Below are 21,541 nucleotides of genomic sequence, written 5' to 3'. Positions count from 1 at the left end.
GTGCGGGGGTGGCGCCGGGCACCAGCCGGGGCTGGGGCGCGACCGTTCCGCCACGGGCCCCGCCGGGCTCGGAGCTGGTGTCGTCGCCGACCGCCGGCCCGGTGGGACGGTCGTCGTGGTCCCGGGCCGCTCGTCTGCCAGTCACGACGTTCATTGCACACCGGCACCAGAGTCGGATCGGGCAGCTTGAGCGCGTGTCGGCGACAAATCGGACCAATAGGCAAGGCGGCCGGTCCGGTCCGCCGACCCGGCACCCCCTATTGGTTCGCGGGCCTCCCGGACAGGTCACTAGGCTTGCTGCTCATGAGTCACGTTCTCGCGGCAGTGGCCTGGCCGTACGCCAACGGCCCACGCCACATCGGCCACGTCTCCGGTTTCGGCGTTCCCTCCGACGTCTTCGCCCGGTACATGCGGATGGCCGGCCACGATGTGCTCATGGTCTCGGGCACCGACGAGCACGGCACCCCCATCCAGGTGCAGGCCGACGCCGACGGGGTCACCCCGCGCGAGCTGGCCGACCGGTACAACCGGGTGATCGTCGAGGACCTGCACGGCCTCGGTCTCTCCTACGACCTGTTCACCCGCACCACCACCCGCAACCACTACGCCGTGGTGCAGGAGTTGTTCGAGGGGATGTACCGCAACGGCTACATCGTGCCGAAGACCACCATGGGCGCGATCTCCCCGTCCACCGGGCGCACCCTGCCCGACCGGTACATCGAGGGCACCTGCCCGATCTGCGGGTACGACAGCGCCCGCGGCGACCAGTGCGACAACTGCGGCAACCAGCTCGACCCGATCGACCTGATCGACCCGAAGTCGCGGATCAACGGGGAGACCCCGAAGTTCGTCGAGACCGAGCACTTCTTCCTGGACCTGCCCGCCCTGGCCGAGGTGTTGCGGCAGTGGCTGGACACCCGGGAGGGGTGGCGGCCCAACGTGCTGCGGTTCTCCCGCAACCTGCTCGACGACCTCCAGCCCCGGGCGATCACCCGGGACCTGGAGTGGGGCGTACCGATCCCCCTGGACGGCTGGCGGGACCGGCCGGACAAGCGGATCTACGTCTGGTTCGACGCGGTGATCGGCTACCTGTCCGCCTCGATCGAGTGGGCTCGCCGCTCCGGCGACCCCGAAGCCTGGCGTCGCTGGTGGTCCGCCGACGGGGAGGGCAAGGACGCCCGCGCCTACTACTTCATGGGCAAGGACAACATCGTCTTCCACTCGGTGATCTGGCCGGCGCTGCTCTCGGGATATTCCGGCGAGGGCTCCCGCGACGGTGAGCCGGGCGAGCTGGGCCGGCTCAACCTGCCCACCGAGGTGGTCTCCAGCGAGTACCTGACCATGGAGGGGCGGAAGTTCTCCTCGTCCCGCAAGGTGGTCATCTACGTCCGCGACTTCCTGGAGCGCTACGACGCCGACGCGCTGCGCTACTTCATCGCCGCCGCCGGCCCGGAGAGCAACGACACCGACTTCACCTGGGCGGAGTTCCTCCGCCGCAACAACGACGAGCTGGTCGCCGGCTGGGGCAACCTGGTCAACCGGTCGGTCTCGATGGCGGCGAAGAACTTCGGCGCCATCCCGCCGATCGACCCGGCCGGGCTCACCGAGGCCGACGAGGCACTGCTCGCGGTGGCCCGTGCCGGCTTCACCACGGTCGGCGACCTCATCGGCCGGCACCGACAGAAGCAGGCGATCGGTGAGGCGATGAAGGTGGTCGCCGAGGCCAACAAGTACCTGTCCGAGCAGGCGCCGTGGAAGCTCAAGGGCGAGGCGGAGAAGCCGCGGATGGGCACCGTCCTGCACGTCGCCCTCCAGGTGATCAGCGACGCCAACACGCTGCTCACCCCGTTCCTGCCGCACTCCGCGCAGCAGGTGCACGAGCTGCTCGGCGGCACCGGCGTGCACGCGCCGATGCCGGTCATCGAGCAGGTCGACGACCTGGACGGGGGGCCGGCGTACCCGGTGCTGACCGGGGACTACACGGTCGGCGCGCGCTGGGAGTCGGTGCCGGTGGAAGCCGGCCGACCGCTGTCCGCGCCGAAGCCGGTGTTCCGCAAGCTCGACCCGTCGATCGTCGACGAGGAGCTGGCCCGGCTGTCCGGCTGAACACGACGCCGTCGCACGGCGGAACGCGGCCCCGGGGGAATCCCCGGGGCCGCGTTCAGAAATGAACGGGCGGGCTTTTCAGATCGCGTACCGGCTGTCCATCACCTGGTCGTCGGTCACCTCGGCGCCCGGCGCCCAGGTCTCGTACACGCCGCGATCGTGGCACTGCGCCCCGGTCGCGAGCACCGTGTCCGGATCCGGGTGGCGCAGCCGCAGCCGCAGCCAACCGGCCTCCTCCCGCAGCACCAGGCAGGGCACGTCCCGCCACCGCGCGAACCGGAGCCGGCGGGCCACCGCCTCCACCGGGTAGCGGGCCGCCCGGGTCATCGCCAGCACCCGGAACCCGCCGGGCAGGTCCGCCACCGCCTCGTACTCGCCGTCGCCGTGCACGCCGACCAGCTGGGTGGAGCGCGGCGCGTCCCCGGTCGGCACGTACTCCTGGTCCGGGGAGAGCCCCGGCACCGCGGCCAGCAGATGCCGCCACTGCGGGCCCACCATCCGCAGCCACCCGCGCTGCTCGGCCTGGAAGGTGTAGAGCACCACCTCCACCCCCTCCGCCGGGTACGCGAGCAGGGCGGCGTTCGCGGGCATCGGCAGGTCGGCGAAGTCCCGGGTGATGAACTCCGGAATGAGTTGGGCGTTGCTCGGCACGAAACCCGTACCCAGCACCGGTGGGCCCAGCCGGTCCCGGGGAGCCAGCGCCGTCAGGCCGCGGTGCGCCTCGCCGACCGGCACGTCGTAGTCGCCCGGGTCGGCGGCCCGCCACCGCAGCGCGTACGCCACCTCCAGGCCGTCCCGGCCAACCTCGCCGTCGGTGCGCAGCACCGTGGTCGACGCCGGTGTACGCAGGTGTGCCACGTCGTGCTCCCGGTAGCAGAAGCCGTGCGGCAACCAGCCCCGCACGTATCCGGCGAGCTGGCGGGGGGAGAGCACCTTGACCATCCGGGTGCCCCGCCGGACCACCGCCGACGCGCGCGCCGCCGCCAGCGTCGGGTCACCCGCCGCGGTCGGCTGCTGGCTGAGCTGGTGCAGCTGAGCCCACCCCCGCTCCCGGTGCGCCGGCAGCATCAACGGCGTGTCCGGCTCCTCGGCCGGCTCCACCGCCCCGTGCACCGCCGTCACCTCGGTGACGTGCACGAACCGGTGCCACGGCAGGGCGCTGCCCGGCCGGGGAGCCCACTCGAAGCCGGGCACCTCGTCGGCGCTGAACAGCTCGTACGCGGCGCCGCGGCCGATCTCCTCGGCCGGGTAGACGCCGCCGCCGAACGCCACGCGCAGCCCGGTACGTTCGCTGGCGGCGCCGCTGGCCTGGGGGGAGACGCTCACCCTGCCGCCTCGGTCCGCTCGCCCGCGGCGCGAGACGCCACGCTGCTGTGCCTCATGGTTCGCTCGCTGCGCTCCCTCACGCGGGGACCGTAGAGTCGCGCGGCGTAGTCGAGGTGAACGTCGGGTGGCGGGCGGATGGACAGCCCCGGTGTGTGATGCTGTCGCTGATGAGCGAGCCCACTGAAACCCGCCGAGAGCGTGCCGCACGGCGGGCCGGAGAGTTCCCGCCCGCCCCCGAGCCGCTGCCCCGGCCGGTGCTGGACAGCCACACGCACCTGGACATCACCGTCAGCGAGGCCGGCGTACCCGGCGGCGGGCCGGCCGACGACCCGGTCGCCGTGGCGATCGACCTGGCCACGAAGGTCGGCGTGGACCGGCTGGTCCAGGTGGGTGTGGACGTCGCCTCCTCCCGGTGGGGCGCGGAGACCGCCGACCGGCATCCCGCCGTGCTGGCCACGGTGGCGCTGCACCCCAACGAGGCGCCCCGGCTCGCCGACCTCGACGAGGCGCTGCGGGAGATCGAGTCACTCGCCGTGCGGGATCGGGTCCGGGGGATCGGCGAGACCGGGATGGACTTCTTCCGCACCGGCGACGAGGGGCGAGCCGCACAGGAGGAGAGCTTCCGGGCGCACATCGCCATCGCCAAGCGGTACGGCAGGGTGCTGGTGATCCACGACCGGGACGCGCACGCCGACGTGCTGCGGATCCTCGACGACGAGGGCGCGCCGGACACCGTGGTGCTGCACTGCTTCTCCGGTGACGCCGACTTCGCCCGCGAGTGCGTCCGCCGCGGCTATCTGCTCAGCTTCGCCGGCACCGTCACCTTCGGCAGCGCCGCCGCGCTGCGCGAGGCCGCCGCGCTCACCCCCGTGGACCAGATCCTGGTGGAGACCGACGCCCCCTACCTCACGCCGACGCCGCACCGCGGCCGGCCGAACGCCTCGTACCTGATCCCGCTCACCGTCCGTTCGCTCGCCGCGACCACCGGCACCGACCTGGACGAGCTGTGCGCGGCCATCTCCGCCACCGGCGACCGCGTCTTCGGCCCGTGGTGAGCCCGGCCCGACGGTCGGCCCCCAGGCCGCCGCTACGCTGCCAGGCATGACCGGTCTCCTCGGCCCGGCGGAGATCCGGGAACTCGCCGCCCGCCTCGGCGTCGCGCCCACCAAGAAGCTGGGCCAGAACTTCGTGCACGACCCGAACACCGTGCGCCGGATCGTCACCGCCGCCGGCCTGACCCCCGACGACGTGGCCCTGGAGGTCGGCCCCGGGCTCGGCTCGCTCACCCTCGGGCTGCTGCCGGTCGCCGGGCACGTGCACGCCGTGGAGATCGACCCGGTGCTCGCCGGCGCGCTGCCGGAGACGGCCGCCCGGCACGCCGCCGCGGACGCCGGCCGGCTCACCGTGCACCGCGCCGACGCGCTGCGCATCGACGCCGCCGAGCTGGCGGACCCGCCGCCGACCGCGCTGGTGGCCAACCTGCCCTACAACGTGGCCGTGCCCGTGGTGCTGCACCTGCTCGCCGAGCTGCCCACCCTGCGAAAGGGCCTGGTGATGGTGCAGAAGGAGGTCGCCGACCGGCTGGTCGCCGGTCCCGGCTCCAAGGTGTACGGCATCCCGTCGGTCAAGCTCGCCTGGTACGCCCAGGCCCGGGGCGCCGGCCGGGTGCCGCCGAACGTCTTCTGGCCGGTGCCCAACGTCGACTCCGGCCTGGTCGCCTTCACCCGCCGCGAACCACCCCGGGTCGACGTACCCCGGGAACGGGTCTTCGCCGTGGTGGACGCGGCGTTCGCGCAGCGCCGAAAGACCCTGCGCGCCGCGTTGGCGGGCTGGGCCGGCGGCGCGGACCGGGCCGCCGCCGCGCTCACCGCCGCCGGCGTCGATCCCGGCGCCCGGGGGGAGTCGCTCACCGTCGAGCAGTTCGCCGCCATCGCCGCGTCGGCTCCGGTCGGTACGCCGGCCGCGAAGTAGGCTGACGCCGTGCCCGCCGAGGAGGCGTACGGGTGAGTGCCGACCACGCCGAGGAGCTGATCGTGATCAAGTCGTTCGACATCCGCCTGGCCGTGCGGGACATCGCCCCGTGACCGAGGCCTGGCGACCGGACGGGGAGGACGAGCGGCGCGGGGCCAGCGGGCCGGTGAAGGTCCGGGTGCCCGCCAAGGTCAACCTGCACCTCGGGGTGGGCCCGCTGCGCCGCGACGGCTATCACGAGCTGAACACCGTCTACCACGCGATCTCCATCTACGACGAGTTGACCGCCCGCCGCGGCGACACGCTCGCCCTGACCATGGAGGGCGAGGGCACCGGCGAGCTGGCGTTGGACGACACCAACCTGGTGATTCGCGCCGCGCACGCCCTGGCCGGGTACGCCGGGGTGCTGCCGCACGCCCGGCTGCACCTGCGCAAGCAGATCCCCCTCGCCGGGGGGCTGGCCGGCGGCAGCGCCGACGCGGCCGCCGCGCTGGTGGCCTGCGACGCGCTCTGGGGCACCGGGCTGTCCCGCGACGAGCTGGCCGGGATCGCCGCCGACCTCGGCTCCGACGTGCCGTTCCTGATCTACGGTGGCACCGCGCTGGGGACCGGCCGGGGTGAGGCGGTCAGCCCCGTGCTGGTCCGCCCCACCTCCTGGCACTGGGTCGTGGCCATCGCCGACGGCGGCCTGTCCACCCCGGCCGCCTACCGCGAGCTGGACCGGCTCCGCGACGCCGGCACCGCCGGCGCGCCGCTGGGCAGCACCGACGCGCTGCTCGGCGCGCTGCGTCAGCGCGACCCCCGGGTGCTCGCCCGCACACTCGGCAACGACCTTCAGGACGCGGCGCTCGCCATGCGGCCGGCGCTGGCCGACACCCTCAAGGCCGGCGAGGGGGCCGGTGCGCTCGCGGGCATCGTCTCCGGCTCCGGCCCGACCTGCGTCTTCCTTGCCGCCGACGCGGCGGACGCCGAGCGGATCGCCGGCGAGCTGACCACCGCGGGAGTGTGCCGGGAGGCGCGGGTCGCGCGCGGCCCGGTCGCCGGCGCCCGCGTCGGCTGAACCCGGGAGTCGACCAAGCCCCCGTCGGTGCCCCGGCGGGCGTCCGGGGTGTCCGCGTACCCTTGGGTCAGGCGTCCAGGTGCCCGCCGGCACCCGGACGCTTTGATCATGAAGGGTGGAACGTGGCGAACATCGTCAATCTGGACCGGGTGTCCAAGGGGTACGGCGCCGCCGGGCGGCTGCTCACGGACGTCTCGCTCGGCCTGGACGACGCCGACCGGATCGGCGTGGTCGGCCTCAACGGCGCCGGCAAGTCCACCCTGCTGCGGCTGCTCACCAAGCAGGAGGATCCGGACGACGGCCGGGTCACCCACCGCCGCGACCTGCGCGTGCTCTGGCTGCCGCAGCAGCTCACCCTCGCCCCCGAGGCCACCGTCCGGGACGTCGTGCTCGGCACCGCCTGGCTGGGCCAGAGCATGGGCGCCGAGCACGAGTGGGCCGGCGACTCGGGGGTGCGGGCCATCCTCGACGGCCTCGGCATGCCGCACCTCGGCCTCGACCAGCCGGTCGGCCCGATGTCCGGCGGCGAACGGCGCCGTGTGGCGCTCGCCGCGCTGCTCGTGCGCGACTCCGACCTGCTCATCCTCGACGAGCCCACGAACCACCTCGACGTGGGCGGTGTCGACTGGCTGGCCCGGCACCTGGTCGGTCGGAAGGGCGCCCTGGTCGTGGTCACCCACGACCGGTGGTTCCTGGACGCGGTCTGCACCAACACCTGGGAGGTCGCCGACCAGACGGTCCGCGCCTACGAGGGTGGCTTCGCCGCCTGGACCCTGGCCCGTGCCGAGCGCGAGCGCGTGGCCGCCGCCACCGAGGCCCGCCGGCAGAACCTGCTCCGGAAGGAGATCGCCTGGCTGCGCCGCGGTCCGCCGGCGCGTACCTCCAAGCCCCAGTTCCGCATCGACGCCGCGAACGCCCTGATCGCCGACGTGCCGCCGGCGCGCGACACCATGTCGCTGCAACGGATGGCCACCTCCCGGCTCGGCAAGCAGGTCTACGACCTGGAGAACGTCGAGCTGCACGCCGGCCCCAAGGAGATCCTGCGGGACGTCACCTGGCTGGTCGGGCCCGGCGACCGGATCGCGATCCTCGGTGCCAACGGCGCCGGCAAGACCACGCTGCTGCGGATGCTCGCCGGCATCACCCGCCCCGACGGCGGCCGGCTCGGGACCGGCTCCACCGTACGGCCGGCGTTCCTCTCCCAGGAGCTCACCGAGCTGCCGGGGCACCTGCGCGTGCTCGAAGCCGTCGAGGAGGTCGCCCGCCGGGTCCAGCTCGGCGACCGGGAGGTCTCCGCCGCGCAGCTCGCCGAGGTCTTCGGCTTCGACGACCGACGGCTCTGGACCCCGGTCAGCGACCTCTCCGGCGGGGAGCGCCGCCGGCTGCAGATGCTGCGGCTGCTCGCCGGGGAGCCCAACGTGCTGCTCTTCGACGAGCCCACCAACGACCTGGACACCGACACCCTGGCCGCGCTGGAGGACCTGCTCGACTCCTGGCCCGGCACGATCATCGTGGCCAGCCACGACCGCTACCTCATCGAACGGGTCACCGACACGGCGTACGGGATGTTCGGTGACGGCCGGCTCGTGCACCTGCCCGGCGGTGTCGACGAGTACCTCGCCCGGACCGCCGAGCGGGCCGGTCCCTCCCGGGCCGGCGCGACCCCGGTAGCCGCGCCGACCGGCGCCGGCGCGACCGGCATGTCCGCCGCGGAGGTCCGACAGGCCCGCAAGGAGTTGACCCGGCTGGAACGCCAGCTCGGCAAGCTCGACCAGCGTGAGGCCACGTTGCTCGACCAGCTCGCCGCCGACGCCACCGACTACGCCCGGGTCGCCGAGTTGGACACCCAGCTCAAGGATCTGCGCGCCGAGCGGGAGCGGATCGAGGAGACCTGGATGACGCTTGCCGAGGACCTGCCCGAGAGCTGACCGGGCCGGGCGCGCCGGCCCGGGGGCCGTGTGCGGCGTCACACCGCCACATGCGGGACAATCGTCGGCGACACCTCACCCCACGGCGTTGGAGACTCAGACATGGCCCACACCCCCGTCAACCACCCCGCGCGGCCGATCTACCGGGCGATCGGCGGGCTGACCGGTCTGTACCTGGTGGTCTTCGGTGTGCTCGGCATCATCGCGAGCGCCGGCAACGAGATCCTCGCGCAGGACGACACCAAGGTCCTCGGCCAGGGCACCAACCTCGGCTTCTCGCTGCTCACCGTGCTGCTCGGGCTCGTCGTGCTGGCCGGCACCGTGCTCGGCCGCAACATCGACGTGGCGATCAACCAGTGGCTGGCGTACGCCCTGATGGTGATCGGCCTGGCCGGTCTCGCGTTCATCCGGACCGACGCGAACTTCTTCAACTTCAGCATCACCACCGTGATCGTGGTGCTGTCGGCCGCCCTGGTGCTGCTCATGGTCGGCATGTACGGCAAGGTCGGGTCGGACGAGGAGGCGGAGGCCTTCCAGAAGGCTCGGCTCGTTCTCTGAGGTTTTCTGGTTGCGGCCGTGGGTTTTCGGCCGGAGCCCGAGCTGCTCCGGGCGGTCAGGCTTGATCCCTGCGCAGCTCGGGCTCCGGCCGAAAACCTGACCTGGTCCAGCCTTCGGCGGACCGCTTCAGCTTTGTGGTTCCTCGGACAGTTGGCTCTGCCTCGGGTGACAATCCTCCTGAAACGGTCAATCAGGGGGTCTGGGCATGCCGCACTTTCCGGTGAACCATCCGGCACGGCCGCTCTACCGGGTCCTCGCCGGTCTGATCGGCGTCTACATCCTGGTCTTCGGCGTCTGGGGCGTCGCCGAGACGATCGGCGACCCGCTCTTCGACCGGGGCAGCAACTGGGCCCTCGGGCTGCGCACCAACCTGGCCTTCTCGCTCGCCTCGGTGGTCTTCGGAATCGTCCTGATCGTCGGGGCGTCCCGGCGCACCAACCTCGGCCACTACATGAACCTCACCGCCGGCGTGGTGTTCCTGTTGACCAGCATCCTGATGATGTCCGTGCTGCAGACCGATGCGAACTTCCTGAACTTCTCGATGTCGACCGTCATCGTGTCGATGCTGTTCGGCCTGATCCTGCTCGGCACCGGCCTGTACGACAAGGTCGGCCCCGAGGAACACGCCGAGACGGAACGGCGCAACCGCAGCCACCCGGTGGCCGAGGTGCACCGCCGCTGAGCGGGATCAGCGCCTGCGGGCGGTGATCAATGTCGGCTTCGCCTCCAGGTGCGACAACCCGTTCCAGGCGAGGTTGACCAGGTGTGCCGCCACCGTCTCCTTGCGCGGCTTGCGCACCTCCAGCCACCAGGTGCCGGTCAACGCCACCATGCCCACCAGCGCCTGGGAGTACAGCTCGGCGAGCTTCGGGTCGTATCCCCGGCTCTTGAACTCGGCGCCCAGGATGTGCTCGACCTGGTGCGCCACGTCGTTCATCACGCTGCTGAAGTTGCCCGTCGGGGAGATCAGCGGCGACTCGCGGACCAGCACGCGGAACCCGCTGGTCTCCTCCTCGATGTAGCCCAGCAGGGCCATCGCCGCCTGCTCCAGCAGCTCTCGTGGGTGCCCGCCGGTCAACGCCGTGGTGATCCGGTCCAGCAGTGCCCGGACCTCCCGGTCCACCACCACCGCGTAGAGCCCCTCCTTGCCGCCGAAGTGCTCGTAGACCACCGGCTTGGAGACCTTGGCGCGGGCCGCCACCTCCTCGATGGAGGTGGCGTCGAAACCCCGCTCGGCGAAGAGCTGCCGGCCAATCGCGATCAACTGCTCCCGTCGCTGGGCCGCGGACATGCGGACCCGGGAGGTGGCCTTGGGTTTGGCCGCCGGGACGGCCGTCGTACGCCGGCCGCCGGCACCCTCGTTGACCTCGGGCATGTCGCCGCCTCGCTGGCGCTCGGTGACGCCCTGCCGTGGGATGGTGCCTCCGCTGTGCCTGTTCACGTCGTCGCCTCACTGGCGGGCGGTCCGACCGCCCAGCCGCGCCGTCCGACCGCACCCGGATCGGGCCCGGCCCCCCGTCCGCCGAGCCGTCCGGTCCCCCCGCGTCGCTCGGTCATCTGGCCATCCTGCCAGGCGACCTCCGGGAGCACCGCCCGGTTTTACCGGGGTGCGACCGGCTTCACCAGCTTCGCCGCGAGGCGCTCCGGCTTCGGCCACCGCACCTGCGACGCCGCGCCGACCTTCTCGAACAGCCAGATCACCCGGGCGGAGATGTCCACCTGACCGCGCAGCACGCCGTGCCGGGCGCTGGTCGGGTCGGCGTGGTGCAGGTTGTGCCAGCTCTCGCCGAACGACAGGATCGCCAGCGGCCAGAAGTTGGACGCCCGGTCGCCCTGGCGCATCGCGAACGGTCGCTCGCCGTAGACGTGGCAGACCGAGTTGATGGCCCAGGTGACGTGGTGCAGCAGGCCGATCCGGACCAGGCCGGCCCAGAAGAACGCGGTCAGCGCGCCCTGCCAGGACCAGGTCACCAGGCCGCCGATCAGCGCCGGGCCGAGCAGCGAGATGGCCACCAGCATCGGGAAGAGCCGGTCCACCCGGCGGATGTCGTCGTCGGCGAGCAGGTCGGGGGCGAACCGCTCGCGGTTGGACAGTTCGCGCCGGAACAACCAGCCGACGTGCGCGTGGAACAGGCCGCGGGTCAGTGCCCACAGGCTGGTGCCGAAGCGCCACGGCGAGTGCGGGTCGCCCTCCAGGTCGGAGAAGGCGTGGTGTCGTCGGTGGTCGGCCACCCACTGGATGATTTCGCCCTGCACCGCCAGCGAACCCGCGACCGCCAACGTCACCCGCAGCCACCGCTTGGCCTTGAACGAGCCGTGCGTGAAGTAGCGGTGGAAGCCGACCGTGATGCCGAGCCCGGAGACCACGTACCAGACCAGGCCGATGGCGATGTCGGTCCAGCCCAGCCAACCGCCCCAGGCCACCGGAACGGCGACCAGCAGGGCGACGAAGGGGATCACGACGAAGGCCCAGAGGGCGACCAGGATTCCGGGGGACTGGCTGCCGTCGGTGAGGGGTTTCGGGCCGGGCCCGGCGGTGTTGGGTTCGAGCAGAGCGGTGGACATGGCACCTCGCAGAGGGGACGGAAACGATCACGAAGCTACGCCTACGTCACCGTAACTTACGGCACCGTAGATCGCACGGTGAAGTTCCGAAAGCCCTGACGCCACGGCGCCGATGCGCAGGTCAGAGCCCCGTGATTCGGGCTGTGGTCAGTGGTCCGCTCAGCTCGTCACGGCAGCGTCGGCGCGGCGCTGCGGGTCGCGTTGTGCAGGCGGGCTGCATCGAGGCTCGGCGGTGCACCGAACTGGCGGCGGTACTCCCGGCTGAACTGTGACGGGCTCTCGTAGCCCACCCGTTGCCCGACGCCGGTCACATCGGTCGGGTGGGTGGCGAGCAGCAGCCGGGCCTCCTGGAGCCGGATCTGCTTCTGGAACTGGATCGGACTCATCGCGGTGACCGCCTGGAAGTGACGGTAGAAGGCGGAGACGCTCATGCCGGACATCTGGGCCACGTCCTCCACACGGAAGGCCTGCCGGTAGTGGCTGCGGATCCAGCGGACCGCAAGGGCGACGTGGGCGAGGCTGCTGTCGGCGAGACCGAGCTGGCGGACGATGGCGCCCTGCTCGCCGGTGATCACGCGCCAGAGGATCTCGCGGATGGTGAGGGGGGCGAGCACCGCGAGGTCGCGCGGCCGGTCGAGGAGGCGCAGCAGCCGCACCACCGCGTCGAGCAACTCCTCGGGAGCGTCGCTGACGGCGATGCCGGGGAGGGCGCCGCCGCTGCGAACGACGTCGGCGGCGGACTGAAGGAGCAACTCGGCGATGGCGGCCGGCTGGAGGGTGAGCCCGAACCCCAGCGCCGGCGAGTCGGCGCTGGCCTCGGTGAAGTGGCCGGTGACCGGAAGGTCGACCGAGGCGACGAGGTACTGCCCGGCGCGGTACTCGAACACGCGGTCTCCCAGCGCGAGCCGTTTCGCGCCCTGCGCGATGAGCGCCAGCACCGTGCCGGACATCGACGCCGACGGCACGTTCGGCCGCTCGACCTTCGAGATCAGCACGCCCTCGATGGGGGTGGTGCCATCCGGCCGGGCGTGGCGGGCGAGCAGGGCGCGCAGTTCGTCGAGGTGCATGGCCAGATTGAAGCAGTCGCCCGGAGTCTAAGTGTCAGGAAAGAGAGAATCAGGCAAGAGGTGGCGAGCATCCGTCTATCACGGTCCCAGCTCAGGCTGCTTTTGTTGGGTAGTCACATTCCTCATGGGCACTTGATTGCTCCACGAATGAACAGGCAGGCCAGTCATGCGGACCGCAATCGTCACCGGCGCCAGCTCGGGCATCGGGCAGAGCGCAGCCATCCAGCTCGCCAAGCGTGGGTCCGGGGTGATCCTGACCTACAGCAACAACCAGCCCGGAGCGCTCGAGACCGTGGCGGCCATCGAGAAGGAGGGCGGAACGGCCGTCGCACTGCCGCTGGACGTCGGCCGGAGCGAGACCTTCCCGGCCTTCCGCGAGTCGGTCGCCGCGGCGCTGCGGGACACCTGGCACCGGGACACGTTCGACTCCCTGGTCAACAACGCCGGGCTGGCGCAGATGGCGATGTTCGAGGACACCTCCGAGGAGCTGTTCGACAGGTTCATGCGGGTCCTGCTCAAGGGGCCGTTCTTCCTCACCCAGGCCCTGCTGCCGCTGTTGGCCGACGGCGGCGCGATCGTCAACACCACGAGCAACTCGGCCATGGCCTCCGGGCTGGAGCCCGGCTACTCCGCGTACGCCTCCATGAAGGGGGGCCTCATCGTACTGACCCGGTACATGGCCAAGGAATTCAGCAAGCGCGGCATCCGGGTCAACTCCGTCGCCCCGGGCTCCACCCGGACACGGCTCGCCGACAACGCCTTCGAACGGTTCCCTGAGGTGATCCCGCTCCTCGCCGCGAAGACCGCCCTCGGCCGCGTGGGCGAGCCGGACGACATCGGCATGGTGATCGCCACGCTGCTCGGCGAGGAGGGCCGCTGGATCACCGCCCAGAACATCGAGGTTGCCGGCGGGTACAACCTCTAGCCGACGCGTCTCCGGCTGCCGGCCGTCCGGGTGCGGCGGAATGAGCGATGGCGTCCGGCGGTCGGGGCGCTAAGGTGTAGCGGCGGGATCCCCATCCCCGGATGCGACGCGCTCGCGTCGCTGATCGGCCGTGGTGTAATTGGCAACACCCGGGTCTTTGGTACCCGTATTTCAGGTTCGAACCCTGGCGGCCGAGCTGCCCCCTAAGTCTGGTTTAGGTTCCAGTGGGGTAAGGCGGAGACGTTCCGGGCGCCGCGGTTAGCATGACCGCGAGAGTGTCCGCCGTCCCGACGGGAGCCACATCGTGCCCCAGCCCCACCTTCGTACCGTCGTCGTGCTCGCCGCCGGTGAGGGCAAGCGGATGAAGTCGACACTGCCCAAGGTGCTGCACCCCCTGCTCGGCCGAACCCTGCTCGGTCACGTGCTGAGCGCGGCCGCGCCGCTGGCCGCGGACCGTACCGTCGTGGTGGTGGGGCACGGTGCCGACCAGGTCCGGGGACACCTGGCCGAGGTCGCCCCGGACGCCACGCCGGTGCTCCAGGCCGAACAGCTCGGCACCGGGCACGCCGTCCGCATCGCGCTGGACGCCGTGCCGGAGGGCGCCGGCACGGTCGTGGTGATCAACGGGGACGTGCCGCTGCTGCGCCCCGAGACCGTGGGCGCGCTGGTGACCGCGCACGAGGAGGCCGCCGCGGCGGCCACCGTGCTGGCGGCCGAGGTGCCCGACCCGACCGGGCTGGGGCGGATCGTCCGGGACGCCGACGGCCGGCTGGAGCAGATCGTCGAGGAGCGCGACGCCGACGCGACGCAGCGCGCGATCCGGGAGATCAACGCCGGCATCTACGCGTTCGACGCGGTGCGGCTGCGCGCTGCGCTGGGCAAGCTCTCCACCGACAACGACCAGGGTGAGGAATACCTGACCGACGTCTTCGGCCTGCTCCGCTCGGCCGGCGAGCCGGTCGCGGTGCACGTGGCCGTCGACCACGTCGAGACGCTGGGCTGCAACGACCGGGTGGAGCTGGCGACGCTGCGCCGGCTGCTGCGTGACCGGGTCAACGAGGCGTGGATGCGCACCGGTGTGAGCCTGCTGGACCCGGCGACCACCTGGATCGACGTGACGGTGGCCCTGGACCGCGACGCGGTGATCGACCAGAACACCCAGCTGCGCGGCGGCACGGTCGTCGGGGCGGGCGCGCAGATCGGTCCCGACGTCACGCTGGTCGACACGATCGTCGGCGCCGGCGCGTCGGTGGTGCGCAGCCACGCGGTGGGCGCGGAGGTGGGCGCGGACGCCAGCGTCGGGCCGTACGCGTACCTGCGGCCGGCGGCGCGGCTGGCCGGGAAGGCGAAGGTCGGCACGTTCGTCGAGGTGAAGAATTCGGAGATCGGCGCGGGCTCCAAGGTGCCGCACCTGACGTACGTGGGTGACGCGACGATCGGCGAGCAGAGCAACATCGGCGCGGCGTCGGTCTTCGTGAACTACGACGGGGTCAACAAGCACCGCACGGTCATCGGCAGCCACGCGCGGACGGGGGCGGACAACATGTTCGTGGCGCCGGTCGAGGTGGGCGATGGCGCGTACACGGCGGCCGGCTCGGTCATCGTGGACGACGTACCGCCGGGGGCGATGGGTGTCGCCCGGGCACGCCAGCGCAACATCGAGGGCTGGGTGGTGAAGCGACGCGCCGGAACGGCCGCGGCGGAGGCCGCGCAGCGGGCCCGCGGCGCTGAGGGTGCGTCGGGTGTGGCCGGCGCCGCAAGCGACAGTGAGGCAATGCACGGGCGGGCCGAGACGGTGGGCGGCGCCTCCGGCGCGGGAGATACTGCAACCGAATAGTCCCCGACCCACCACCACCGGGCCGGGTACCACCGACAAACGGGAGCAGACGGGCCCATGGGCAGCATCGTCGCCGAAAACCGCAAAAGCCTGATGCTCTTCTCCGGACGGGGCTTTCCGGAGCTGGCCAAGGAGATCGGCGAGGTGCTCGGCGTCGCGCCGACGCCGGCCGACGCGTACGAGTTCGCCAACGGCGAGATCTTCGTACGTTTCAAGGACTCGGTGCGTGGTTCGGACGCCTTCGTGGTGCAGTCCGTGACGCACGGGGTGAACACCTGGGTCATGGAGACCCTGATCATGGTGGACGCGCTGAAGCGGGGGTCGGCCAAGCGGATCACCGTGGTGCTGCCGTTCTACCCGTACGCGCGGCAGGACAAGAAGCACCGTGGTCGGGAGCCGATCTCGGCCCGACTGGTGGCGGACCTGCTGAAGACGGCCGGCGCGAACCGGATCCTCACCGTCGACCTGCACACCGCGCAGATCCAGGGCTTCTTCGACGGCCCGGTCGACCACCTCTTCGCGATGGACATCCTGGCCGAGTACGTGGAGCACAAGTACGCGGGCCGACCGATGACCGTGGTGGCGCCGGATTCGGGTCGGGTGCGGGTGGCCGAGCGGTGGACCGACCGGCTCGGCGGCTGCCCGCTGGCGTTCATCCACAAGACCCGCGACCCGATGAAGCCGAACCAGGTGGTGGCGAACCGGGTGGTCGGCGAGGTCGAGGGCCGGGTCTGCCTGATCGTCGACGACATGATCGACACCGGTGGCACGATCACCGGCGCGGCGGACATCCTCAAGGAGTCGGGCGCGGCGGAGATCGTGGTCGCGTCCACCCACGCGCTGCTGTCGGACCCGGCCACCGAGCGGCTGAAGAACAGCCCGATCAGCGAGGTCGTGGTGACCAACACGCTGCCGCTGCCGCCCGAGAAGCAACTGGACAAGCTGACCGTGCTGTCGATCGCCCCGCTGCTGGCGCGGGCGATCCGGGAGGTCTTCGACGACGGCTCGGTGACCACCCTCTTCGGTGGCCTGAGCTGAGCGTCGCACCGCGGTGAGGCCCGTTCCCGCCGGCTGGGACGCCGGCGGGAACGCGCCCGACCCGGCGTCGGGCGCGGGGCCGGCACGCCGGTGGGAGTGGTGACCTGGGGACTGCCGGAAACCCCGGAATCACCTCGGGTAGACTGGTGCGGTTGCCACGGCGAGGGTGCCCGGCGGGCCGCTGAACAGCGCCGCACGGAGGCACCGTCATCGACGCGGTGCTCCGGGCAGTCGTTCATGACGCATGAGCCCCAGCGAGCCCCTCGCCCCAGCACCGCAAGACGACAAGCCGCCGCAGCGAAAGCATCAGGAGTTTCCCCGTGTCCGAGGTAAAGATCAGCGCCGAGCCCCGTACCGAGTTCGGCAAGGGTGGTGCCCGTCGTACCCGCCGGGCCGGCAAGGTGCCCGCCGTGCTGTACGGCCACGGCGAGAAGCCCAAGCACATCGCGCTGCCGTCCCGGGAGTTCGCCGCGGCGATCCGCAAGGGTGGCGCCAACCAGCTCTTCGCGATCGACATCACCGACGGCACTCAGGTGCTGGCGCTGCCGAAGGCGATCCAGCGTGACCCGATCCGCGACACCTTCGAGCACGTGGACCTCATCCTGGTCCGCCGGGGCGAGCAGGTCACCGTCGAGGTCCCGGTCCAGCTGACCGGCGAGGCCGCGCGGGACACCCTGATCGTGCACGACCACGACACCCTCTCGGTGACCGCCGACGCCACCAAGGTGCCGGACCACCTCGAGGCGTCGATCGAGGGCCTGGAGGCGGGCTCCCAGGTGACCGCCGGCGACGTGCAGCTGCCGGCCGGTGTCGAGCTGGCCGTCGACCCGGCGCTGACGGTCGCCGCGGTGACCGCCGCCCCGACCGCCGAGCAGCTCGAGGCGACGCTGCCCGAGGTCGAGGTGGCCACCGAGGAGGCCGAGGCCGAGGTCGGCGAGGTCACCGAGGACTCCGAGGGCGCGGACGCCGCCCCGACCGCCGAGGGCGGGGAGAACACCGAGGCGCGTACCGAGGCCTGATCGGTTCGTACTGTGCGGCAGGCGTCCCCGAGTGTTCGGGGGCGCCTGTCGTCGTATCGGCAGTCGGTGGGACGGACGTCGGGAGGGGCGGGTCGTGACGGACGAGGCGGGGCCGTGGCTGGTGGTCGGCCTGGGAAACCCGGGTCGGGAGTACGCCGGGAACCGGCACAACGTCGGGTTCATGGTGGCCGACCTGCTGGCCGGGCGGGTCGGCGCGCGGTTCGGCCGGCACAAGCGGGCGGTCGCCGAGGTGGCCGAGGGGCGGCTGGGCTTCGGCGGGCCGAAGCTGGTGCTGGCGAAGCCGCTGACGTACATGAATCTGTCCGGCGGGCCGGTCGCGTCGCTGGCGCAGTTCTACAAGGTGCCGCCGGCGCAGGTGATCGCGCTGCACGACGAGCTGGACATCGGGTACGGCCAGGTGCGGGTCAAGTGCGGTGGCGGCGAGGGCGGGCACAACGGCCTGCGCTCGATGTCGAAGTCGCTGGGCACCAAGGAGTACATCCGGGTGCGGTTCGGCGTCGGTCGGCCGCCGGGGCGGCAGGATCCGGCGGATTACGTGCTGTCGGATTTCGGTGCCGCGGAGCGCAAGGAGCTGGATTTCCTGGTGGACCGGGCTGCCGACGTGGTGGAGTCGGTGATCGTCAAGGGCGTGGAGCCGACGCAGAACCTCTACCACGGCGGTTGAGCCGGGCGGGGCGTACCGGATCGGGGTCGGCGGGCCGGTAGTCTGCGCCTTTCGGCGTGCCGCGACCGGCGACGCGGGTCGCGGTGTGGCGACCCGGGTGGGCACGGGTCGCGGCGAGGCGACGGGAGCGGGCAATGAGCAGTCCTCCGATGATCGACGGCGCGTTCGCCCGGTGGTTGGCGGCCCGGGCCGGTCAGGCGCTGCTCGACCTGCGGGCGGAGCTGGGTTTCGCGGACGCGGGCGCGCTGAAGTCGGCCGGGGACAAGGTGTCGCACGACCTGATCCGCACGGAGCTGGCGAAGTGGCGGCCGGGCGACGCGGTGCTCTCCGAGGAGGACGAGGGGTCGCGGCTGGCCTGGGCAGCCGAGGTGAACGCCGAGGCGGTGTCCCGGTTGGCCGCGGACCGGGTGTGGATCATCGATCCGTTGGACGGCACCCGGGAGTTCGCCGAGGAGGGCCGCTCGGACTGGGCGGTGCACGTGGCGCTCTGGGCCCGCAGCGCGCCGAGTCCGCACGGGCTCGTCGCCGGCGCGGTGGGACTGCCGGCGCAGCACCGGGTGCTGGGCACGGACTACCCGCCGGCGTACCCGCCGATGACGGTGGAGGCCGCGACGGCCGGCACGCGGGTGATCCGGCTGGCGGCGAGTCGGAGCCGGCCGCCGGTGTTCCTCACCGACCTGGCCGAGGACGTGGGGGCGAAACTGGTGCCGATGGGGTCGGCCGGGGCGAAGATCGCCGCGGTGATCACCGGCGAGGTGGATGCGTACATTCACGCCGGCGGGCAGTACGAGTGGGACTCGGCGGCGCCGGTGGCTGTGGCGACGGCCACCGGACTGCACGCTTCCCGTATCGACGGTTCTGCGCTGAGATACAACGAGGCGGATCCGCGCCTGCCGGACCTGCTGGTCTGCCGCAGGGATCTCGCCTCCCGGTTGCTCGCAGCGCTGCAGAGGCATTCCGGGTAGCCTGAGGCACTTCTTGACATGCCCGACCGGAAAGGTCTGGAAATCGGATGAGCGAGCGAATCGAGCCGGTGTCATGACCGCCCCCGCGGCCTACCGGGTCTCCCACCTGGACGCGCTGGAGGCCGAGAGCATCTTCGTGATGCGCGAGGTGGTCGCCGAGATGGAGCGCCCGGTGCTGCTCTTCTCCGGCGGCAAGGACTCGATCGTCATGCTGCGGCTCGCGCAGAAGGCGTTCGCCCCGGCCAACATCCCCTTCCCGGTCATGCACGTGGACACCGGGCACAACTTCCCCGAGGTCCTGGAATACCGCGACCGGCGGGTCGCCGAGCTGGGGTTGCAGCTCGTCGTCGCGAGCGTGCCGGAGGCGCTGGCCAGCGGCCTGGTCCGGGAGTCCGGCGACGGGATGCGCAACCGGATCCAGACGCCGGTGCTGCTGGAGGCGGTGGAGAAGCACCGCTTCGACGCGCTGTTCGGTGGCGCCCGCCGGGACGAGGAGAAGGCCCGGGCGAAGGAGCGGGTGTTCAGCTTCCGCGACGAGTTCGGCCAGTGGGACCCGAAGAACCAGCGGCCCGAGCTGTGGTCGCTGTACAACGGCCGGCACCACCCGGGCGAGTCGATCCGGGTCTTCCCGCTGTCCAACTGGACCGAGCTGGACGTCTGGCACTACATCGCCCGGGAGCGGGTCGAGCTGCCGTCGATCTACTACGCACACGAGCGCGAGGTGATCGAGCGGGACGGGATGGTCTACGCGGTCAACGAGTTCTTCCGTCCCCGGGCGGGTGAGGAGCGCTTCAAGGCGCAGGTGCGCTACCGCACCGTGGGCGACGCCTCCTGCACCGCGGCGGTCCGCTCGGACGCGGACACCGTGGAGAAGGTCATCGAGGAGGTGGCGGCCACCCGGATCACCGAGCGCGGCGCCACCCGTGGTGACGACCGGGTCAGCGAGGCCGCCATGGAGGACCGCAAGCGGGAGGGCTACTTCTGATGACCACCGAGATCGTGGCCCCGGCCCCCGAAGCCCGGCCGATGGACCTGCTGCGGTTCGCCACCGCCGGCAGCGTGGACGACGGCAAGTCGACCCTGATCGGCCGGCTGCTCTACGACACCAAGTCGCTCTTCACCGACCAGCTCGCCGCGGTGGAGGCGGTCAGCGCGGCCCGCGGCGACGAGTACACCAACCTGGCGCTGCTCACCGACGGCCTGCGCGCCGAGCGGGAGCAGGGCATCACCATCGATGTGGCGTACCGGTACTTCGCCACGCCGCGACGCAAGTTCATCATCGCCGACACCCCTGGGCACATCCAGTACACCCGCAACATGGTCACCGGCGCGTCCACCGCCGACCTGGCGCTGATCCTGGTGGACGCGCGCAAGGGCCTGGTCGAGCAGTCCCGCCGGCACGCGTTCCTCTGCTCGCTGCTCCGGGTGCCGCACCTGGTCCTCTGCGTCAACAAGATGGACCTGGTGGACTGGTCGCAGGAGGTCTACGAGCGGATCGCCGACGAGTTCACCGCGTTCGCCGCGAAGCTCGACGTGCCGGACCTGACCGTGGTGCCCATCTCCGCGCTGCGCGGCGACAACATCGTCACCCGGTCGGAGAACATGCCGTGGTACGAGGGCCCGTCGTTGCTGCACCACCTGGAACGGGTGCACATCGCCAGCGACCGCAACCTGGTCGACGTCCGGTTCCCGGTGCAGTACGTGATCCGGCCGCAGTCCACCACGGTCACCGACTACCGCGGCTACGCCGGCCAGGTCGCCTCCGGCGTGCTGAAGCCGGGCGACGAGGTGATGGTGCTGCCGTCCGGCTTCACCAGCCGGATCGCCGCCGTGGAGACCGCCGACGGGCCGGTCGCGGAGGCGTTCCCACCGATGTCGGTGACGGTACGGCTGGCCGACGAGATCGACATCTCCCGGGGTGACCTGATCTGCCGGCCGAACAACGCGCCGGCGGTCGCCCAGGACATCGAGGCGATGGTCTGCTGGATGGACGAGACCCGCCCGTTGCAGGTCGGCGGCCGGTACGCGATCAAGCACACCACCCGGTCGGCGCGAGCCATCGTGCGCGGGCTGCACTACCGGCTGGACGTCAACTCGCTGCACCGCGACGAGTCGGCCGACGCGCTGCGGCTCAACGAGATCGGCCGCGTACGACTGCGCACCACGGTGCCGCTGCTGGCCGACGAGTACCGGCGTAACCGGACCACCGGCGGTTTCGTCATCATCGACGAGGCCACCAACCGCACCGTCGGTGCCGGCATGATCGTCGAAGCCAGCTGACCCGGCAAGATCGCGCTCGCCCGCTCCGGCGGCAAGATCGCGCTCGATCCAGGAAGTAGTGGCCTCGCCCATCGGGCGAGGCCACTACTTCCATGAACGAGCACGGTTCCCCCCCGGGCACCACCCCGCCCAGACCGGTGATCAAGAGATTTGCGTCAGGATCCGGGCTCGGGCTGACGCAAACCTCTTGATCACCGCAGCGGGGGCGGGG

Annotated in this window: 19 protein-coding genes and 1 tRNA gene; 16 read left to right on the top strand and 4 right to left on the bottom strand. The window is 71.8% G+C overall.

Features of this window, described 5'->3' with window-relative positions:
- Positions 1–303 precede the first annotated feature (303 nt).
- Positions 304–2,106 (top strand): methionine--tRNA ligase, encoded by a 1,803-nt coding sequence (metG, locus tag EAD89_RS01175; protein ID WP_121674372.1) that lies wholly within the window; start codon positions 304–306, stop codon positions 2,104–2,106.
- A 78-nt stretch (positions 2,107–2,184) separates the two neighbouring features.
- On the opposite strand, the gene EAD89_RS01170 is transcribed toward metG, so the two are convergent.
- Positions 2,185–3,432 carry a hypothetical protein gene (locus EAD89_RS01170; protein WP_121652444.1) on the bottom strand — a complete coding sequence of 416 codons (1,248 nt, stop codon included), beginning with the start codon at positions 3,430–3,432 and terminating at the stop codon, positions 2,185–2,187.
- A 155-nt stretch (positions 3,433–3,587) separates the two neighbouring features.
- On the opposite strand from EAD89_RS01170, the gene EAD89_RS01165 reads away from it, so the two are divergent.
- From EAD89_RS01165 to EAD89_RS01140, 6 genes are all read left to right on the top strand, one after another.
- A complete protein-coding gene (locus tag EAD89_RS01165) occupies positions 3,588–4,487 on the top strand; it encodes a TatD family hydrolase (protein ID WP_121674371.1) in 900 nt (299 codons plus the stop codon).
- 46 nt (positions 4,488–4,533) lie between these two features.
- On the top strand, positions 4,534–5,403 hold the full coding sequence (gene rsmA, locus EAD89_RS01160; RefSeq protein ID WP_121652443.1) for a 16S rRNA (adenine(1518)-N(6)/adenine(1519)-N(6))-dimethyltransferase RsmA: 870 nt from the start codon (positions 4,534–4,536) through the stop codon (positions 5,401–5,403).
- A 109-nt stretch (positions 5,404–5,512) separates the two neighbouring features.
- Positions 5,513–6,463 carry a 4-(cytidine 5'-diphospho)-2-C-methyl-D-erythritol kinase gene (locus tag EAD89_RS01155; protein WP_121652442.1) on the top strand — a complete coding sequence of 317 codons (951 nt, stop codon included), beginning with the start codon at positions 5,513–5,515 and terminating at the stop codon, positions 6,461–6,463.
- 122 nt (positions 6,464–6,585) lie between these two features.
- Positions 6,586–8,391, top strand: a complete 1,806-nt coding sequence (locus EAD89_RS01150; RefSeq protein WP_121674370.1) for an ABC-F family ATP-binding cassette domain-containing protein — start codon at positions 6,586–6,588, stop codon at positions 8,389–8,391.
- A 102-nt stretch (positions 8,392–8,493) separates the two neighbouring features.
- A complete protein-coding gene (locus EAD89_RS01145) occupies positions 8,494–8,949 on the top strand; it encodes a DUF4383 domain-containing protein (protein WP_121652440.1) in 456 nt (151 codons plus the stop codon).
- A gap of 205 nt (positions 8,950–9,154) precedes the next feature.
- A complete protein-coding gene (locus EAD89_RS01140) occupies positions 9,155–9,631 on the top strand; it encodes a DUF4383 domain-containing protein (protein ID WP_121652439.1) in 477 nt (158 codons plus the stop codon).
- Positions 9,632–9,637: 6 nt separating this feature from the next.
- On the opposite strand, the gene EAD89_RS01135 is transcribed toward EAD89_RS01140, so the two are convergent.
- From EAD89_RS01135 to EAD89_RS01125, 3 genes are all read right to left on the bottom strand, one after another.
- Positions 9,638–10,324: a TetR/AcrR family transcriptional regulator gene (locus EAD89_RS01135; RefSeq protein WP_121652446.1), complete on the bottom strand. Its 687-nt coding sequence runs from the start codon at positions 10,322–10,324 to the stop codon at positions 9,638–9,640.
- A 224-nt stretch (positions 10,325–10,548) separates the two neighbouring features.
- On the bottom strand, positions 10,549–11,514 hold the full coding sequence (locus tag EAD89_RS01130; protein WP_121674369.1) for an acyl-CoA desaturase: 966 nt from the start codon (positions 11,512–11,514) through the stop codon (positions 10,549–10,551).
- 167 nt (positions 11,515–11,681) lie between these two features.
- Positions 11,682–12,581: an AraC family transcriptional regulator gene (locus EAD89_RS01125; protein ID WP_121674368.1), complete on the bottom strand. Its 900-nt coding sequence runs from the start codon at positions 12,579–12,581 to the stop codon at positions 11,682–11,684.
- 166 nt (positions 12,582–12,747) lie between these two features.
- On the opposite strand from EAD89_RS01125, the gene EAD89_RS01120 reads away from it, so the two are divergent.
- The 9 genes from EAD89_RS01120 to EAD89_RS01080 all read left to right on the top strand — a co-directional run bounded on the left by EAD89_RS01120 (position 12,748) and on the right by EAD89_RS01080 (position 21,330).
- Entirely contained in the window at positions 12,748–13,506 is a 759-nt protein-coding gene (locus EAD89_RS01120; protein WP_121674367.1) for an SDR family NAD(P)-dependent oxidoreductase, read from the top strand.
- A gap of 124 nt (positions 13,507–13,630) precedes the next feature.
- Positions 13,631–13,702, top strand: a tRNA-Gln gene (locus EAD89_RS01115).
- 105 nt (positions 13,703–13,807) lie between these two features.
- Complete coding sequence (gene glmU / locus EAD89_RS01110; protein WP_121652437.1) at positions 13,808–15,343, top strand: bifunctional UDP-N-acetylglucosamine diphosphorylase/glucosamine-1-phosphate N-acetyltransferase GlmU; 1,536 nt, start codon at positions 13,808–13,810, stop codon at positions 15,341–15,343.
- 57 nt (positions 15,344–15,400) lie between these two features.
- Positions 15,401–16,381: a ribose-phosphate diphosphokinase gene (locus EAD89_RS01105; RefSeq protein ID WP_121652436.1), complete on the top strand. Its 981-nt coding sequence runs from the start codon at positions 15,401–15,403 to the stop codon at positions 16,379–16,381.
- Positions 16,382–16,701: 320 nt separating this feature from the next.
- A complete protein-coding gene (locus tag EAD89_RS01100) occupies positions 16,702–17,400 on the top strand; it encodes a 50S ribosomal protein L25/general stress protein Ctc (protein WP_121652435.1) in 699 nt (232 codons plus the stop codon).
- 94 nt (positions 17,401–17,494) lie between these two features.
- Positions 17,495–18,085: an aminoacyl-tRNA hydrolase gene (pth, locus tag EAD89_RS01095; RefSeq protein ID WP_121674366.1), complete on the top strand. Its 591-nt coding sequence runs from the start codon at positions 17,495–17,497 to the stop codon at positions 18,083–18,085.
- A gap of 134 nt (positions 18,086–18,219) precedes the next feature.
- Positions 18,220–19,050, top strand: a complete 831-nt coding sequence (locus EAD89_RS01090) for an inositol monophosphatase family protein (RefSeq protein WP_121652433.1) — start codon at positions 18,220–18,222, stop codon at positions 19,048–19,050.
- Positions 19,051–19,123: 73 nt separating this feature from the next.
- A complete protein-coding gene (gene cysD / locus EAD89_RS01085) occupies positions 19,124–20,035 on the top strand; it encodes a sulfate adenylyltransferase subunit CysD (protein ID WP_121652432.1) in 912 nt (303 codons plus the stop codon).
- On the top strand, positions 20,035–21,330 hold the full coding sequence (locus EAD89_RS01080) for a sulfate adenylyltransferase subunit 1 (protein ID WP_121652431.1): 1,296 nt from the start codon (positions 20,035–20,037) through the stop codon (positions 21,328–21,330). Before cysD ends, EAD89_RS01080 begins: the two co-directional genes overlap by 1 nt.
- The last annotated feature ends 211 nt before the right edge of the window (positions 21,331–21,541 follow it).

The organism is Micromonospora sp. BL4 (genome assembly GCF_003667505.1).
Lineage (GTDB): Bacteria > Actinomycetota > Actinomycetes > Mycobacteriales > Micromonosporaceae > Micromonospora.
This window is presented reverse-complemented; position numbering and strand designations above follow the sequence as displayed.

Coding starts and splice junctions, on each gene's coding strand:
- EAD89_RS01130 (WP_121674369.1), bottom strand. CDS start 11,514: ATGTCCACCGCTCTGCTCGAACCCAACACCGCCGGGCCCGGCCCGAAA.
- cysD (WP_121652432.1), top strand. CDS start 19,124: ATGACCGCCCCCGCGGCCTACCGGGTCTCCCACCTGGACGCGCTGGAG.
- EAD89_RS01140 (WP_121652439.1), top strand. CDS start 9,155: ATGCCGCACTTTCCGGTGAACCATCCGGCACGGCCGCTCTACCGGGTC.
- EAD89_RS01145 (WP_121652440.1), top strand. CDS start 8,494: ATGGCCCACACCCCCGTCAACCACCCCGCGCGGCCGATCTACCGGGCG.
- EAD89_RS01090 (WP_121652433.1), top strand. CDS start 18,220: ATGAGCAGTCCTCCGATGATCGACGGCGCGTTCGCCCGGTGGTTGGCG.
- rsmA (WP_121652443.1), top strand. CDS start 4,534: ATGACCGGTCTCCTCGGCCCGGCGGAGATCCGGGAACTCGCCGCCCGC.
- metG (WP_121674372.1), top strand. CDS start 304: ATGAGTCACGTTCTCGCGGCAGTGGCCTGGCCGTACGCCAACGGCCCA.
- EAD89_RS01165 (WP_121674371.1), top strand. CDS start 3,588: ATGCTGTCGCTGATGAGCGAGCCCACTGAAACCCGCCGAGAGCGTGCC.
- EAD89_RS01125 (WP_121674368.1), bottom strand. CDS start 12,581: ATGCACCTCGACGAACTGCGCGCCCTGCTCGCCCGCCACGCCCGGCCG.
- EAD89_RS01080 (WP_121652431.1), top strand. CDS start 20,035: ATGACCACCGAGATCGTGGCCCCGGCCCCCGAAGCCCGGCCGATGGAC.
- EAD89_RS01120 (WP_121674367.1), top strand. CDS start 12,748: ATGCGGACCGCAATCGTCACCGGCGCCAGCTCGGGCATCGGGCAGAGC.
- EAD89_RS01105 (WP_121652436.1), top strand. CDS start 15,401: ATGGGCAGCATCGTCGCCGAAAACCGCAAAAGCCTGATGCTCTTCTCC.
- EAD89_RS01135 (WP_121652446.1), bottom strand. CDS start 10,324: ATGCCCGAGGTCAACGAGGGTGCCGGCGGCCGGCGTACGACGGCCGTC.